The sequence below is a fragment of the Nitrospirota bacterium genome, from assembly GCA_040757595.1.
In the GTDB taxonomy this organism is placed as follows: Bacteria; Nitrospirota; Nitrospiria; order Nitrospirales; family Nitrospiraceae; genus JBFLWP01.
The window spans coordinates 148110-164913 of record JBFLWP010000002.1 but is presented as its reverse complement, the minus strand read 5'-3'; the positions used below and the strand labels follow the sequence as shown (position 1 = coordinate 164913).

The 16804-nt window shown below is 60.5% G+C and carries 12 protein-coding genes; 2 read left to right on the top strand and 10 right to left on the bottom strand.

Annotated elements, in window-relative coordinates; all coding sequences use genetic code 11:
* Positions 1-1993 precede the first annotated feature (1993 nt).
* Positions 1994-2224, top strand: a complete 231-nt coding sequence (locus AB1411_02605) for a hypothetical protein (protein ID MEW6542483.1) — start codon at positions 1994-1996, stop codon at positions 2222-2224.
* Positions 2217-3302, top strand: coding sequence for a hypothetical protein (locus AB1411_02600; GenBank protein ID MEW6542482.1), 1086 nt, complete (start codon positions 2217-2219; stop codon positions 3300-3302). Before AB1411_02605 ends, AB1411_02600 begins: the two co-directional genes overlap by 8 nt.
* Here the strand turns inward: AB1411_02600 and AB1411_02595 are convergent.
* From AB1411_02595 to AB1411_02550, 10 genes are all read right to left on the bottom strand, one after another.
* The gene (locus tag AB1411_02595) at positions 3278-3709 is read right to left on the bottom strand and encodes a hypothetical protein (GenBank protein ID MEW6542481.1); all 432 of its coding nucleotides are present in this window, start codon (positions 3707-3709) and stop codon (positions 3278-3280) included. The genes AB1411_02600 and AB1411_02595 overlap by 25 nt on opposite strands.
* 35 nt (positions 3710-3744) lie before the next feature.
* Positions 3745-7563 (bottom strand): conjugal transfer protein TraG N-terminal domain-containing protein, encoded by a 3819-nt coding sequence (locus tag AB1411_02590; GenBank protein MEW6542480.1) that lies wholly within the window; start codon positions 7561-7563, stop codon positions 3745-3747.
* Positions 7560-8945, bottom strand: a complete 1386-nt coding sequence (locus AB1411_02585) for a conjugal transfer protein TraH (protein ID MEW6542479.1) — start codon at positions 8943-8945, stop codon at positions 7560-7562. Before AB1411_02585 ends, AB1411_02590 begins: the two co-directional genes overlap by 4 nt.
* Before the next feature lie 32 nt (positions 8946-8977).
* Positions 8978-9910: a conjugal transfer protein TraF gene (locus tag AB1411_02580; protein ID MEW6542478.1), complete on the bottom strand. Its 933-nt coding sequence runs from the start codon at positions 9908-9910 to the stop codon at positions 8978-8980.
* Between the two features lie 7 nt (positions 9911-9917).
* Positions 9918-10355 (bottom strand): hypothetical protein, encoded by a 438-nt coding sequence (locus tag AB1411_02575; GenBank protein MEW6542477.1) that lies wholly within the window; start codon positions 10353-10355, stop codon positions 9918-9920.
* A gap of 66 nt (positions 10356-10421) precedes the next feature.
* The gene (locus tag AB1411_02570) at positions 10422-11504 is read right to left on the bottom strand and encodes a TraU family protein (GenBank protein MEW6542476.1); all 1083 of its coding nucleotides are present in this window, start codon (positions 11502-11504) and stop codon (positions 10422-10424) included.
* Positions 11501-14047: a conjugal transfer protein TraN gene (traN, locus tag AB1411_02565; GenBank protein MEW6542475.1), complete on the bottom strand. Its 2547-nt coding sequence runs from the start codon at positions 14045-14047 to the stop codon at positions 11501-11503. The genes AB1411_02570 and traN overlap by 4 nt, the downstream gene beginning before the upstream one ends.
* A gap of 10 nt (positions 14048-14057) precedes the next feature.
* Entirely contained in the window at positions 14058-14888 is an 831-nt protein-coding gene (locus AB1411_02560) for a DsbC family protein (protein ID MEW6542474.1), read from the bottom strand.
* Positions 14889-14900: 12 nt separating this feature from the next.
* Entirely contained in the window at positions 14901-16067 is a 1167-nt protein-coding gene (locus tag AB1411_02555; protein MEW6542473.1) for a TrbC family F-type conjugative pilus assembly protein, read from the bottom strand.
* Between the two features lie 88 nt (positions 16068-16155).
* Entirely contained in the window at positions 16156-16686 is a 531-nt protein-coding gene (locus tag AB1411_02550; protein ID MEW6542472.1) for a S26 family signal peptidase, read from the bottom strand.
* Between the last annotated feature and the right edge of the window lie 118 nt (positions 16687-16804).

Here is a 16804-nt window from a genome sequence, read left to right as displayed (position 1 = left end):
GATAAGAATCACGTTGGCGAGCGTCATATCGCTCAAGCCCACCTCTTTCGCAACAGCCTCCAAGGTTAGGGGACCAACCTTGCACTGGATCTGCCATCGCGAATAGATAAGCCGTGCAGAATGGAGCAGGGCATCCACCTCGCCGCCTGCCGCGACTTCCACATCGGTCTCTCGCCATCCCATAAAGTCCAGGTCCAACAGCTGACAGAGTCGGATTGCGAGTACTTCGAGCGCCTTACCTCTAACATCGGGCCCCTTCTTAGGATCCAGGTCTGCCACGATGTCCGCGAGCGAGAGGCTGCGAATTTTCCGTATCTCCTCGAATCCCGCCAACCTATAAAGACTGCCGAGCAGCGGCGTTGCAATCTCATCTTCAAACCGCTTGGTTGGTTTAACGTCGGCGGGCTTCCCGCCTCGTCCCTCTTTAGTGCCTGGCTCCTTCTTTTCCTTTTTCTTGAACTCAATCAATCCAGCCTTCTGTAGCGGCTTCAGGACGTCCCCGACTACATCCTTCCTGTTATAGCGGACTTCTCCTGCGTACAGCTCCTCGGCATGCCGGCAAACCACGTTGTACGGCGTCCAATCCGTCACATTGAGCGCCACCATGGCCCGCAAGAAAGCGATTTGACCGCTTGATAGACCTTTTAATGCTCCAAGAGTTGGCCCCGTTGTTCCGAGCATTTTGAAATACTTATCTTCATTAACCTGGTATCCAGAGATCACGCCAGCCTTCTTCAGCCAACTCAGCAGGCCGGAGAGGTCGCTCGAATTGTAGCTCGCCTCGATACCACGCTTTATCAATTCATCGGGAAGGGTCTGCAGGTTGATCTTCAAACCAGCCTTTCCCATTTCCCGAAGCGTCTCAACGACACCAACGCCGCTGAGCCTCGGATTACGCAATATGTGGAGCGCCATGATTTCGTACGCTCCGGCTTCACGGCCCTGAAATTCCAATAGATCGTTACCAAATTCGCTAGGGGTTCCATCCGTTTTAAGAATCCCATGAGCCTTAAGGGAGATGATCGTGTTCCCGGCCAACTTCAGGGGATCGGCTGTGCCCTTAAAGAAGGCTGACGCGATCGCGGCCTTCAGATTCTTAGGATTCCCGGCGTTCTGCCGGAGAATAGGGATAAGTCGTTCCAGTGGGGTCTGTTCAGGTGAGAACTGCTGGGTATAGGGAACTCGTGCTGCCATTCAATCACCCCTGGCGGGCGGCGATGTAGCACGGTTCATCCGAAGCAGAACAAAGGTGCCAACCGGCCCGCCCGACTATAGCCACATCCTGGGGACAAGTCAAGGCAAAAAACACAATATGTAGAGATCAAGCATCCGGAGCATAGCGACAGGTTGTGCACAGGTTGTCCCTTCACAGGCCCGTAGATCATACTGCTTTATAAGAAACTCTCACCCTCTGATCCGCTTCCTCCCCACCAAGGAAGAGGCGAACGCGCCTTTTTTTGACATCGCTCGCCTTCCCCGCTAACCCCTCATCACCAACACGCTCCAACAGGATATTACCGTCGTGCGCAACCCGCCGTAGCCACCCGGGCCTTTCCGCAGACGCCGCGCGAATGGAAGTGGTTGATAGTACGAATATATTCGCTCATTTTCCCCTGCCGGTTCTCTTCCTTAATGTTCCGCGCGATTATGCCGATAGTCATTTGTAAGTATTCGATATTCCAACGGTTCTCGTCTCGAGATCGGTCCATGCCCGCGCGTCGATGAGTTCGCGACGCGACCGGCCACTCGCCTGCGCCATGCCTGACGGAGACGGGCGGTTCCTGCTTGACAATTACTATCTTTTGTATTATTGATATACACTCAAGGATGACCCATCATCGGCAACTTCCTGATGTTCTGGCTGCTGGTTCCAACAAGGAGGTGTTGCTTTGCAAGAGCCGTGGTCGCCAGGACCGCCTGCAAGTAGGTCGTCTGAGCGTGGGCGGACCCCGTCCATCGGGGAGATCATTGGGATGCCGAACAGGAGGATCGCATGGGTATGATCAACATGTGGCGGCACGCGGAAAACCGAGAGCTTCTCAAGATGGTCGTGACGTCGTTTATGACCGGAGTCATCGTCGGCATCGCGGCGATGTGCCTGCTCTTGTACCTGGCCAAGCACAAGCAAGACCACAAACGTCGCACCATGCTGGTTTGGGACGAACGCGGCGCGGTGACGGCGTCCACGCAGACGGCGCCGGTTATGGAGGTGTCGCATGAATAACGAACACGCGATCGTGGACCAGTCAAGCGACTCGTCTGATCATGCCGCCGGAAAGCCGGCAGACACGGCGGCTCGCGGATCCGCGGAAAAGCGGTTTCCGCTGTTTTCGCGGTTCCCGCTCGTCAGAACCCTGCTCCTGCTGGCGGCGATCGTGATGGGGCTGGCGTTCGCGATGCACTGGCTCGGATTGGGCGACGCGAACATCAAGAAGAGGCCCGAGAAGGCGACGACGATGCTGGCGCAGGGCGAGGTTTCGGAGCCGTCGTGGCCTCCGGAGCCGTCGCCGACGGCTGCGACCCCCCAGCCCGCGGCGCCTCCGCCGTCGGATACCGGGGTTTGTTATGAGCCGGCCGGGAAAGAGATACATGAATACGATAGCCCGTCCGGAAGCGCAAAGAAAGAGACCTACAGGAATTCCGATTACGAAGACGTCCTGAAATGGACGGGCAGGCAGGTCGGAGAATTCATCGAAGTCCGATCAACGCGATGGTATAAGGAAGTGTCGTCTGTATGGGTCGATCAGGACGAGATCGTCAAGGTCTCCTGCGTGTATCGGCAAGCCGTTATCTTGGATCTCCTTCCGAAAGGAGACCAAGAATTCTTGCGGGGTCCTGTTAGCCGAACATTTCTCGGGTTCGTGTGCTTGTGGGTATTCTGGGGCGTTCTTCTTTTCTTCTGGCCGAACTTGCTCGATGAGCATCCAGGCAAGGTGCTCTTGGGGATCCTCGGTGGCGGGGCCATGAACATAGTATTTATGGACAAATTATTTCTCGATCTCGTGTACTTTTGTGTATTCTGGGTCGTTCTTCTTTTCTTCCGGCCGAACTTGCCCGATGAGCATCCAGGCAAGGTGCTCTTGTGGATCCTCGGTAGCGGGGCCGTGATGATTATAAGACGTATGATGCTTTCTCTCTCTCACTCGAGCGGCGACGTTTCCTATATCCAAGCCTTTTTTTCATTCGTAATATTTGGAGGCATGGGGGCATTGACCGCGCTGGTCCCGCTCAACTGGTTCTTCGATATCTTCACGATCAGGAAGGTGGTTTCCGTCCGTCATGAATATGAAGACGACGATTGACCGTCTGACCCGACGTCGCGCGACAGATTTTCATCGCGGCCTGTTCCTTGCGGCTCAGGCTCAAGGTTCGCGCTCGCTTCCTTGACCCCGAGTTTCTCGAACCTTGAGAGCCCATTGATTCCCATGAGGATGTCGCGATGAAAGACGACCGAGGCCACCATCTCATGGATCACGTTCTGCCAGTCCATTTCGTAAATGACCAGCGTGGGATCGTCCTCGACATCGAGGAGCCTGTCCACGGCAGCGGCGGGCAGCAGGAGATACTGATCGCCCCAGACCAGCCTGATCCCGTCCGGCGCGACCAGGCACGTGGCGGACGGGATCGCGTCCCACGAAGCGTGTGTGCCGTCTGGCGCCACCAAGGCGGCCAGTCCGTTTTTCGTTGGCAGAAAGCTGACGACGTGCATGGCGGCAACCCTCCTTGCGATTCAGATTCGGTTCCCTATTGAACGCTGTCGCGGGGCACACTGGCCCGTCTCCCTGGCGACGGCCCTTCCGGCGGAGTCTGCTGCTGCGCCGGAGCCGACCGCCTCCGTCTATATGCGCGGAAGGTCACATCGGGATGGCCTTCGACGTGGGCGCGCTCGATCATGGCGGTTCTCCCCGGATCGGCCGGTTCAGGGGACATCAAGTGCTCGCGCGGCCCGCCGCCGCCCCCGCGTTTCGGACCGCCGACGCTCCCGCCGCCGCCCCCGCCGCCGCGTAACGGATTCGATCCTCCAGCCGAACCGCCCGATCCGCCTCCGAACTTCCTTTTCATGAACGAATTCGCTTTCTTCGCGGCATTCCCAATCTTTCCCGCTCCAATTAGTTCATTCACCACGTCGGCGAATTTTTGGGTAATCTCGATGCCTTTATCGAGGTATGCCGCGTACAGTAGAGTTTTGTCGCGAGACACATCGTAGCCCGTTATTGCGAGTGGGTCGCCTTTTGTCAGATCGTTGGTTTCTTCTTTAAGAAAACCGGAGGCCGCACTGACCGCCGCTTCGACCCTTCGGTCGAGGCTATAAGTAAACGCATCCCTGACCTCCTGCCCCTTCTCGCTCCTGGAAAAGAGTTCCTTTTTCTCATTCTTTTTCTTCTTCTCATCAATGTCCCACAGCAGCTTCATGGATGTGGCAAACCCGTTCCGTTCGATCTCGGCCTGGCCGATCTCCTGAAATTTCAGGATCCGGTATGCGCCGCCAGAGGTCATGACACGATCGGCGACGCCGTAATGGGATGTTCCGGTCTTCGGATCCTGAAAAGCCTGCCAGACTTTTTGGGACTGGAGATCCGTCAGCTCGGAGGTCAGAACGTTGCCCGCCGCATCCGTGACGACACGACTGAACCCTCGATGCGTCTTTCCCTCATCATCCGTCCATTCATGAGGTGCGATGTTCTCGCTCACCGTATCCTTGACGTTCTTCTCGCGATTGATGTTCAGCCGCTCACGAACGGTATTATTGACGTCCTCCTGTTGGATGTTCAGCCCGCCCTTTGCCTCGAGACGCACAAAGCGTTCAGTGCCATGCCTATCGCGTACGAACATCCCGTGTCCCTGCCTGCCGTCTACCAAGCCGGAAAAGGTTTCGATGAGCCTGCCTCCCACGGATTGCCATCGACGCGAACCCTCGAGCTCGAAGTTATCGACCTTGCCCTTGAACGCGCGGTCTTCGCCGGCGATCCCTGCCAGATCGTCGCGCTGCACGAACTTCGAACGGCCTTCGGCGTCCGAGGAGATCAGGCCGGTCGCTCTTCTGACCTGTCCGTCAGCCCCCTGGACGGTGCCGTCGAAGAGCTTGATCTGAGTTCCGTCATTGGCGATGAACGTGGACGCTCGGCCTCGCAGATGTTCGCCGTCGATATCGGCCTCGAAACTGTCGTTCTGCGACGACGCGCCGGATCGATAGGTTCGGCTTACGACCGTTCCATCGGGGGCCAGGACCATTTCCTGAAATGCCGGTTTGCCGGTCGTGGGGTCGATGGCGGCTCGCGTATCCGTGATGGCGCGCGCCGACTGCCCAGCCATAAACTCGAAGGCGCCTTTCTCGGCATTCCACCGGGCATGCCTGAGGTGCGTCCCTTTTTCGTCATTCATCCTGAACGTCGCGGTTATAGGCGTCGTCGTGCCGTTGTCGTATCGGCTCCGGATTTCGCCATCCATCAACACGGATCGAGTCGATCCGTCCTCCTGGAGCACCGGCACCCACGCTTGCCCTGAACGCGACTCCGAACCGCTCCGATCCTGGTTGAGCTTCCGCTCGATGACGTGGCCGGTGGCTCGATCGACGCCCGTCTCTTGTATCGTGCCTTTCCCGTCGGCGTTGAACTCCCCGCGTACGGTCAATCCCTCCGCGGAGCGCGTGAAGGTATCCGTGCTGAACAGCTGTCTCTGGCCGCCGGCGGTATTGTACGTCTGAACGACCTGTTCGCTCGTCCCATCCGCGCGCATCCGGGTCGTTGTCACCCTCTGAACGTTGCCGTTGCCGGTGGTTTCCACGGTGGACCCATCCTCCGTCTGTCGCACGCGAGATCCGGCAATCACGTTCCCGAAGCGATCGGTCGTGTAATTGCCTTCCAGGCCGCTATACACCGACGATCCATCCGATCGATGAGTCGCTTTCACCCCACGCATATAGTCGGCCGTGGAGGTCAGGCCGGTTTCCTGCGACCAGGTGATCATCCGTCCTCCCCCTTCATACCCGACTGCGTCCAGCTTGCCGGCCCCGGCGCTTTTCGAGACCCCGCCGCTGTCGGGGGCCGATTGGGCGACCCGTTCCGCCACGGAGCCGGCGAGATTGCCCCCGGTGTACACGATGGCCCCGGCCAGGACCGGCACGCTCGCAATCAAGTTGTTGCCGACCGCGTTAATGGACAAGATGATGGTTTTGATCTGGTCATAGTTCCTGAGCGTGATCCCCTGGCACGCGATGGCATTGCTGCCCAGCGTGGTCATGGCCTGCTGGATCCAATTGAACAAGGAATCCGGCGCCCCGTTGGGGCACAACATCGCCATGCGCAATTCCCGGGCGGCGTAGAAGTACATGGTCGCATCCAGCAAGGCCAGCAGCGGCCACCAGAGCGCCAGCCACAGAAACATCTTGACGAACGCGCCGACTCCGAAGAGGCGCGCATTGGCCATCATGATGATGAGCCCGAACGGGGCCATGATCAGCACCAAGCATTCGGCGAGGCTGCGCATCATGGGCACCCATTGACTGAGCGTCCACGACTGACTGAACGTCTGGTATTGCAGTTCGCGTCGTAACGAACTGATCATGAGCCGGGTCACCCCGGCGACGTTCTGATCGGCTTCCAAGGCGACGACGACGGCGGACTCCCAGACGTCGCGAATCAGGACGGTATTGAGCGGAACGCGGATCTGCGCCGATGACCCGAACTCGCTCGTCCACGTCTGCAGGGGGACGCCCGTCAGTCCGACAAACATGGTTTCGAGTTCGGTTTCCAGCGCGTTGTAATCGGAGGTCCCGGTGACCAGCATCAGCCGATGGAGGACTTTCTGATAATCCGGATGGGCGCCGTCGGCCCCGTTGTTGTCCGCGCCGAAGATCGCGCGCACCCCGAGGATCCCGTCGTCGTTGTTGAAGAACGCATCTTGGCAGAGCCGGTTCGCGGCGATATTGCCATCGACGAACATGTTGCTGGCGCGGACCCGGTCCACCATGTTGACCCCAATCGCGCCCAGCAGATCGCGACTGTCCCGCAGCTGATTCGGGCTCAGGATTCGTCCATCGCCGATCATGTTGAGAAACACGCATTCACTGAGGAACGAAATCATGGTCTGCCGGGCGTCGCCGACGGGCAGCTGCGCGGTCATGAGGGCTTGCAGTTCAAGCTGATGTTTCATGAAGCCTTCGAACACCGTCGGCTTCCCCGAGGCACTGAAGGCCCCGTTCACCAGGCTCGTCAATTCGTAGCTGAATTGACTCTGGATCCACCAGGGCAGCGCCACGCCGATCGGGACGTCGGTCAGGACCTCTTGCCGCGTCGTGGGATTCAAGACGTCCGTGATGGCGACGTTGACCTTGATGCCGGAACTGACCAGCGCGATGATCAGGATCGTCAGGATGGGCAGCAGTAGCACCTGATGCATGGAGCTGTCAGGCTTCACGGCCGCGATCGTCAGCCCGGCTAGAATGGCAAGCAACGCGACGACTTGCATGAGGCTGAACCAGGGGCCCTGGGTCAGCAGTTTGACCCCGTTGAAGATCTGCCACAGCAAATCACCGTTGCCGATTGCGAGGATTTCCCAGGTCATTTCGCCATCGTCGTGCTCTGTGTGAGCGGCTGGTCCTGCGTCAACGTCTTGTACGCCTCATGGACGGCTTTTCCACGGCTGCTGTGAGGGTCAATTACTTCGACCGGCATCGCCGCGGTCAGGCGTTGCAGGCGGTTATCCGCGTCGGCCGACGCCATCCAGACGCGGGCTTGCAGGGCTTCCCTGGCGTTCCGTTCCATCTCCGGCGAGAGCGCGGCATTCGGATGGAGTTCCTTCAGGGAGTCCAACGTTTTGAGCGCTTCATGAACGGCAAACTCAATCCATTTACGGGCCATTTCGACGGAGACGACCTCCGCGTTCCGTTCGATGTACCCGGCCATGGTTTTCCGCTCGACGCTCTGCTGCCTCAGTTTGACCATGAACGGCAGCGGGGACATCTCCACCATCTTCCGTTCCTCGGTGGTGAGCTCGACCGTCCGATTCACGAGCTTATCGGCAATGGATTCCATGGCGTCCCTGACGCGCTTACCCAGACCCGTGATGTCCCCGGGCGGAATCTCGACTTCATCGACGGTGAGACACGACTCGTCGCCGCACATCAAGATCGTGGCGGAATCCCCAGGCCTGAGATCCACCAGCTGATCGAGGGACAGCGTGGCCCCCACCCATTTCGGGGTCCCGTTATTGTTGACCGTCAAGGTCCCCGTGGCCGACATGATGAGGCGGATCGTGTCATCGTCCACGCCGGCCTTTTTGAGCGGATCATGCACCAGGTTGAACGAGACTCTCGTCTCGTCGTTCTTGTTCATGTCGGCGAGTTTGTCGGCATCAGGCTTCTTCCCCTTGCCTTCCAGCCGGTCGCTCAATTCGCCTTCCGCGGCCTTGATGCTGTCCCACAGCTCCGATCCGGCGTTCATGATCTTCTTCCCTGTGTTCTCGATCTGTCTGACGCTCGCCTGGCAGGGCTGGAGATTGGTCAGGGCATTTAAGGACCGGATGGCCGACTCCAGGTTATCCATGACATTGGAGCAGGTTTCGCAGAGCTCCTTCATCGCTAACTTGAAGGCGTAGCCGGCGACCACGCCCATCCCCAATTGTTGGAGCATCTGGACGAACCGGTCGAGTTTGGCGTAGGAAAAGGCCCCGAGATACACGTCGATCCCGTTGCAACCGACGTTGAATCGAGGTCTCGAAAAGGACACCAGCGGCGGGAGCGGACGACGGTAGACGCGCACGCTGACACTGCCTCCGGAGAGAAACCCCCGCTGCTGGGATTGATAGGCCCCGCCCTGGTTGACCGTTGCCCCACCGGAGATGCCCCAAGACTGAAACATCTGCCCGAGCTCACTGTCCAGGCCTGCCCAGGCGATGCCGTGCCAGAAGACGGACGCGACCACGATCAGACCGACGACCCGTTGCATAAGCGGTTCCAGAATCCCTTCAGACAACCATCCTAGTTTGCAGACCGGCCCGGGCGTGGAGCGATCACGGCCGCGGTGGTCGGGACCGGTTCGGATGAGGTTGCCGGATCAAGCCCCTTGGCCGGCGGAACCCCTGCCATGCGGAGGATCCGCTCCTTCAGGTCCGACACCGTGAGCACTCCCGCGCCGATTGGTGTGAGGACCCGCTCATCCGGGATCGCAAGATAGAGGGTGGGTACCATCTTGACCTCCAACCGCTTGGCGATGCCGTTGTCCACGTTCACATTTGGGAATTCAGGGAGCGCCTTCCCGTCCAGCGAGATCGGCAGCACCGAGAAGCCATAGGTATCAGCGAAGACCCGCAAGGTTTTGGCCTGCTCCTGGCAGAATTTGCACGTCGAGGTGAAGAAGAAGAAGAGACCGCCACGCTCGGCGATTTTCCGCAATTGTTCCTCTTCCCGCGCCGCAACCAGATCCGCCTCCACCTGATGCCCGAACTCGGAGGTCGGATGCTGGCTGCTGTAGTCAAGGTCCGGATTGGCATACATGACCACCTGCCACGAGGACGTAAACCGTTCGCTCCGAGCAAAGACCGCACGTTGCACCACGATGTAGTCCTTGACCCGCTCAGGAATGGGGTCGTCCAGCGCATATTCCCGCTTGGCATCCGCGATGGCGCGCAGCCATCGAGCCGGAAGCGTGTCAAGATCTACCGTCTCAAGGGAGATCCGTTTCAGCTCCTCCCAGGTCAGCGCTTTGGGCTTCTTCAAGACGGTGACGGACACGTCCGGCGTGACGTCCTGATGCTCCGGTTTGGGCGGATCCGGGGGGTCCTCATACCAAAACCACCCTTTCTTCTCGTTCAAGCCGAAGAAATTCTCCTCTCCACGGCCGACGCCGCTCCAGAGGATCGTCACGAGCGCCGCGAAGAGCAGCATCACGACTGCGTTCCGATTGCGAATCATTCGCTCCTCACTGGGCATACGCGAGATCCGCCACGATCCCAAGCCGCTCCGAGAGTTCGTCCGCCGAATGGGGAAGCGAGGACGAGGAGACGATGGGGAGCAAGGCCGGAAGAGCCGGGACCGCCACAAAGACCACGGGCGTCTTGCCGCCCAAGGTCGGGCGCAGGGGCTCGAGCATGGCGAAGAGCGTGGTTGGAACCGTCCGAGTCGAGAGATCGGAGAGGTCAACGGTCCGCACTCGGTAGCCGTACCGATCGGCGACGGCTTGCGCGTAGGCCACCTGTTCCGGACAGGGTTGACACCCTGGAGCAGTCACCACGAGAAGTTCGGCCATCCGGGAAAGGGCCATGATCGCCCGCTCCCCCTCGACAGCCCATGCCATCGAGGCGAGGCTGATCGAGAAGGCCAACGCGAACGCACACGTCTTCTCCCAGATCGGCGGCATCACCTCTATATTACGTCCAAACGCTTGCGTGGACGGCGGGAGGAGGAGATCAAGGAGGGCCGGCGCCTACGCGCCCAACCGCATGCAGCAATTCTGCAGGCGCCAGAGGAGGTAGACAAAATCCTCCGGCCAACTCGGGACGGTTTTACTCATCCCCCACATGAAGGTCGTCCGGCCCAACGGAGAGCAGCACGGGATCCCGGCGCCGGCCGTATTCGCGATGGGCCACAACAACTGAAACTTATACTGGCTCTTGACGATCATAAACGTCGGATAATCATAGCAAATATTACCCTCGACCCCGGCCGTATACCATTCTGTTCCGAGACGGGCCATGTGGGCGATCAGCCGGGACATGGTCAAGGCGGAAGACTTCACCGGCCCCGCCGTCGCCCCGGAGACGTTGCCCGTCGGCGGATAGAGCGATCCCCAGGCGCCCGCGCACCACCACATCGCGTCAATCGGAAATCCACTGCTGGCTGCGATCGCATCGGCCGCACAGGCGGCTTGTGCGATGGGATTTGCGATCAAGGCCGCCTCGGGAGCCATGACCGTGGCGGCCACATCATCGCTCCAGAGAGGATCGAGTTCGGTCAGATAGACGACGTCGATGTTGTCGGTAAAGGACAACCCGTTCAAACAAAAGACATCCGTCACCAAGCCGATGATCGCAAACAAGGGGAACTCCACGAGATGCGCATTCAGATACGCCATGTCCCGTTCCGGATCGGCTTGACTGCTGCCCACGCTCCCGCGTCCTTCCACATCGGTCTCGCCGTTGAGATCGACCCCGCCAAAGGACGGAAAGCAGAACGGCTCATGGACGATCTCGACTAATCGAACCGGCTCCCAATAGCCGATCGGCACACTGGGGGGGCAATCGATTTCTCCTTCACGACAACAAAAACAGAGCGTGCTGGTTTGACCTTTGGCGGGGTCGTGCGCCGGTTGGTCGCCTTGGTGCAGCACGAATCCAGCGAAACTGACCGGGAAGATACATTCCCAGCAGGTCCGATCAATGACTTCGCCGAACAGGTTGTTTTCCCGGCAACCGGGGGTGCTCTCCGCCCGAGTGTCATCCGGCCAAACGATCAACGCCGCCACGGCCAGGGCCCATCCAAAGGCGAGCAGGAGTGTGCGGGCGCTCATGGGCCCCCCTTCTGCCGGATATAGGTCGTGGCATTTCGAATGCCGGCGCGGTTCATGGCGAATCCGGAGGCTTGCGGATTCAAGTGGTCGTAGAACTCCTGCAGATTCATTTGGTCGAACCGCATCGCCGCGAATTCCGGGATCGTGAGCCCGCCGCAATCCGGCGAATCGGCGCCGTCATGGACGACCCCGAACGAACGACCGATTTGCGGTCTTCCTTGTTGATGGACCAACCGAGCCAGGATCGACTTGAACGAGCACCAGACTTCTTCCTTCACCCGGCAGGACTTGGCGAATCCCAGCTCCAACCACTTCACGCATCGCGTCCCCACGAAGACGGCAAGACCGGAATTCCGCTCGACCGAGAGCAGCACATCGTCACTATCGCATTTGAGGCCCACGAGCTGATCGAGGAGCGCGCTTTTCGCTATGTTGAGTGCCATGCTGACCCCCAACGAGGTCAAGCCGCTCGCCAAATCGCCGGCCGCCGAGAGCATCGAGTCAGCACTTCCGAGAGATGACCCCATCACTTCTCCGGCGTTATTCGCCATTTCCTGGGCCTTCTCGGCGAATTCCGTCGCCTGTGCCGCATCGCCGGCCGCCAACGCCTCCTTCGCCGCCACGGACCATTCGTTGGCCATCTGAATATAGTCGCCGCCGTTGCTGGCCGCTTGGCTCATGACCTCGCCGGCCGCCTGATTGCCGGATTCGGCGAGGGCCCCCGACACGGTCTCGGTCCCCAGACGAATCTGATCGGCTTGCATGATCGCTTGATCGGCCGTCTGGATGGCATTTTCTGCGACTTCTTGAGCGTGCGCAGCGTATTCCAGGGCATATTGCGAGACGTGTACGGCGGCATTCGCGGCGATCGTGACGGTCGAAATCTTCTTCTGGATGTTGAGATTGCAGCAATCGATCGGTCCGGCCATTGCGCCGCCGGCGACGGCGGTCGCCCCGGACATGAACGCGCCGAGTCCGCCGCCGGTCCCCGCCCCGATCAACGAGGATAACGCGGTATTCATGGTCGTCGAGAGCCCTTGTTCGAGCATGGTCTGATATTGGCAACGCCGAGGAGTTCCCTTGAAGATCGTGAGCGAGGTCGGGTCGTAATCACGACGCAGTTGCTGGAAGAGTTCGAGGTAGCCGGCCGCGAGCGGCAGGTTGCGATTTGGCGCCGTGGTGGTATCAATGCAGAAGGGCACGGGACTCTCCGGCGTCCCGCACTGCGAGCATTGCATGACTTGATGCGCATCCAGACAGGACCCTGGCCGCTGACACTGCATGGTGTTTTCGTACCAGAGGCATTGTCCATGGATGTCTTCCTGGCCGCAGCGGCTTGAGACGGTCGTGCATCCTCCCTGGGTTTTGTATTGCGCGCAGGTGTCGGCAATCCGACACTGGATATAGTTGGTCTTGGACGTGCAGGGGATCAGCACGGCCACCCCATCCACCACTCGCGTTTCCTCGACCCCCGTGCAGGCTTCTTCCTGGGCCTGGCATTCGGATGGCGCCCCGTCAGGAATCGAGCAGCCGAGCATCGGCTGCCCGTTCGCATCCACCATCTCGACGGTATAGTTGGGGGGCACATAGGTGAACCCAAGAGTCTGAACATGCGCGATCCCCTGTCCCGGGGTGAACGTGACCTCCCCGAATCCGTTGGCGATCCTGCCGCTGATGGTGACTTCGAAGCGCGTCGTGCCGCAACAGCCGGAGCCGGCGCTGTGATAGGTTTGCAGGGTGAGGCGGTCAAACGCTTCCCCTTCGTTGACCCAGAGACAGGATTCGGTGATCGGAAACACTTCGCCCTTATAGCGGTACCATGCTTTCGCGCAGACTTGGAACCGCCACGGCCAGACGGTCGTGTCGTACGCCGGGACTTTGAAGATGTAACAGGATCCGGACAGACCATATTCGTCGCTCTGATTGTGGAAGTGGTTCTCGCAGAACCCGGCGATCGGATCATGTTGGCCGTTATCGACGGGCTGGAATTCGGCCGGCGCGATCAGGTGGGCGACGGCCGTGCCCTCCGAGCAAATATGCAGTTGGGATGCGGGCTCCCGGCAGGTCACGGTGTCCACGCTCGGCTCCGCGCGCGACACGCACACGTCCTGCAAGGAGCATTGCTGACTGAGGCCGGCCAAGGGCGAGACGGATTGGAGGGCTTGTTGGCCGTTCAGCATGAATGGGCTATCACGGAGCGACCAGGCTTTGGCATCTTGCCGGCTCCGCAACAGGGACGGGATCATCTCATTCTGCTGGAGCGCCGTGTTGCCTTCCTGGGTCAGCCGGTTCGCATTCCCGCTGGTGCTATACAGATCCGTGGGGACCGGTGCTGATGGATCATATTGGGGGACGACTGTGGAGGGTTGCGCGCCGAAGCTGCCCGAAGTCAGCGGATTCCGGCTTGGCTGCTGATTGAGATAACACCGAGCCTGATCCAGGCCAGTCAAGCCTTCACAGGCCGCCCACGCACGGGTTCCATGGCTCAACGCCACGAACACTCCGCAGCAAATCAGGATAGCCCGGCGCAACCTCTTGAACATTTTCACGCGGCTACGGTTTCTCCGCGACGGCAGCCGACTGGGGCCGGCTCATCGAGACGATGGACTCGGCATTGTGATAGCCCTGGATCACGATGCCGCTCTTGAGCACCATCGTGGGGGTCCCGGCCACCCCGACCTGCTGTGCCAGGGCTTGGATGCGATCCAGGGGATGGGCGCAATTCTTCTCCCCTGCACGCTCTCCGGACCAGACACGACGGAGCGCGTCAGGGCGGTCCTCGGCGCACCAGATCCCCACGGACTTCGAATAGGCATGCGGATGGAGTTTCTGCACGGGATAGAGCAGCACCCAGACGCGCCAGCCTGCCTGGACCAGCTTGTCGATCTCCGGATGCAGGCGCTTGCAATACGGACAATCGACGTCATCGAACACGGCGATCTCTTTGTCCGGACGATCCGCCTCCCCGAGCGGGATCGCGAGATCCGCCAACGGCCCCCCCCACAGTTGCGCCACCGCTTCTTGTCCCTGGACCAAGGCGGTGAGATTCACCTGCGCCTGCAGGTCAAAGATCCCGCCTGCAAACAGATACCGCCCCGAGGCATCCATGTAGACGATCGAGCGGCCGGCCTTCATCGTATAGAGGCCGGGAATTGGGCCGGGCTTGATCCAATCGACGGCGACCTCCGGCATGACCGCCTGCAGACGCTGTAGCAGCGTCGCCTGAGCAGGATCAGTCGGTTGGGGAGTCGGGGACGACCCCGGCGCGACAAGGATGGGAGCCTCACGCTCACCGGCCCAACCGAACTCGGGACTTTCCAGCAATCCGGCACAGCCGACTAGGAGCGCCATGCCGAGCATGAGTCTGAGGCGAATCGAGACCATGATTGACTCCTCCTACTTTGCGGGTCCGAGCGGGAATTCTTCGACCTGTAACACCACGCCGCGTTGCGTGACGAGACTGGGCGCACGTTCGACCTGCCACCGCGATAGCATCGGCGCTTGGGCCCAATACACGTGTTTGACCTTGATCTGATGGGCAACCTGACGCCAGTTCCCGCGGAGAAGCACCACGCGCAGAGGCGGCTCGTCCGACATGGCGCCGGCCAACTTCCGGGCCAGTTGGACCTGTCGCGGATCAGTCCCGTCGATAAACAAGTACCGGAATCGTAGATTCTGATCGGCTAGAGGATTCATGGACGCCCCGGTTTTGAACAAGGTGGTCCCGTTGACGGAGAAGTCCTTGGTCAATCGGGCCGAAGGATCGACCAGCCGCGTTCGCGCCTTGGTGGCGGCGGGTAACGTCAAGCCAGGGCCCTCCGCGATCCGTTCGGCCAGCCGCGCCTGAGCGGCCGCGGTGAGCGACTTCCAGTTGACCTGACGAATGCGTTCCTTCAGCGCCTGATCCAGGGGCCGCTCCACAAGGGGCCACCCCGGGCGGGTTCCGCGATGGTTCGCGGATGCCGTTACCTCCGGAAGGAGTGGGCGCGGATCCTTCCGGTCCGGGTCCCACCACGGCGCCGGATGCCGGAGGAGCCATTCGCTTGTCGGACGGACGTTCCGATTCACCAAAGCCAAGGCTCGAAGCAGACCATCGACCGGCTCGCCTCCCGAGAGGGCGAGGTAGCGATGGTCACGTTTCAGGACCAGCGTCGGGGACGTCTCCACGTGCCATTCCCGGATTCGGATGGGGTCAATCACGATCGGGACGGCCTGCTCTGGGGTCGCGAGGGCACGGAAGGCTGCGATCGTCTCGTTGAGCGAGGAGCCCACAAGGCCGTTGACCACGACGGTCGCCCCCAGACGCCGGGCCCCCGCAATGAGTTCACGACGGAGCGGATCGGGCACGGACCAGGACAGCACGAGGTACCACCCATCCGGGACGCGGTGTTCCGACGGTCCGGCTGCAAAGGCCGAGCGCACCGTTTGGGAGCCGGCGTCCGCGATGGCTTGAGCCGCTTGCCGGTAGGGATCATCCGCGTGGGCTCCAGACACTCCGAGCAGAACCAGCGCCGTGACGGCTCCGGCCAGACCGCGGCCAAGGACTCCTTGCGCCAACACCATGTTGAGTCGCCCACGAAGAAATTTGGTAGCGTTCCTGTATGGATATTACGACCGGAGCGCCCATCTGGCCGCAGCCTGCCGTGGGTGGTTACAACACGGTCTTCGCGGTTCCGAGAATCGCGGCCATGGGGACGAGGCCGAAATAACGGCTATCAAACGAACGGGGGTGATCGAGGGAGACGTACACATAGCCCGGCGGGATGACGGCGGGGAGTGCCGCGACTTGGATAGGCTGCCCGGTCCGATCATGAGAGAGCGCAACCCCCGTCCGTTGACCATTGATCAGAATCATGGTCTGGCCGCCATTCATCGGGAGGAGCGTGATCCGGTCCCCTTCGATTCCGACGACCCGCTTCATCCAGAGTGCGCCAACCCGCGCATAGGGCCTGTCGCGCGGCGGCTGGACGCGCGCGGCCAGCTCGGCGGTCATCGAAAACGCGGCGAACTCCCCTCGGGCCGGGGACCGTGCCTTGACGATCAGAAACAGGCGATGATGCGGCCAGCTCTCATCCGACCGGATCGCGAGTCCCACCCAAGGGGAGGCCAGAATCATGATCCACAGCAGCGTGGTCACGGCTAGAACCGGCCACCGCAAGGCGGGCGACCGCCACCAAGCCATGACACGATCCGCACGAGCTGGCCAATCTCGAACGGACGCCTGAGCCGTCTCTTGAGCGCGCGATGTCACCGCTCTGATATTACGGACAGGAGACGTGGCGGAACGAGATCGGCAGCGT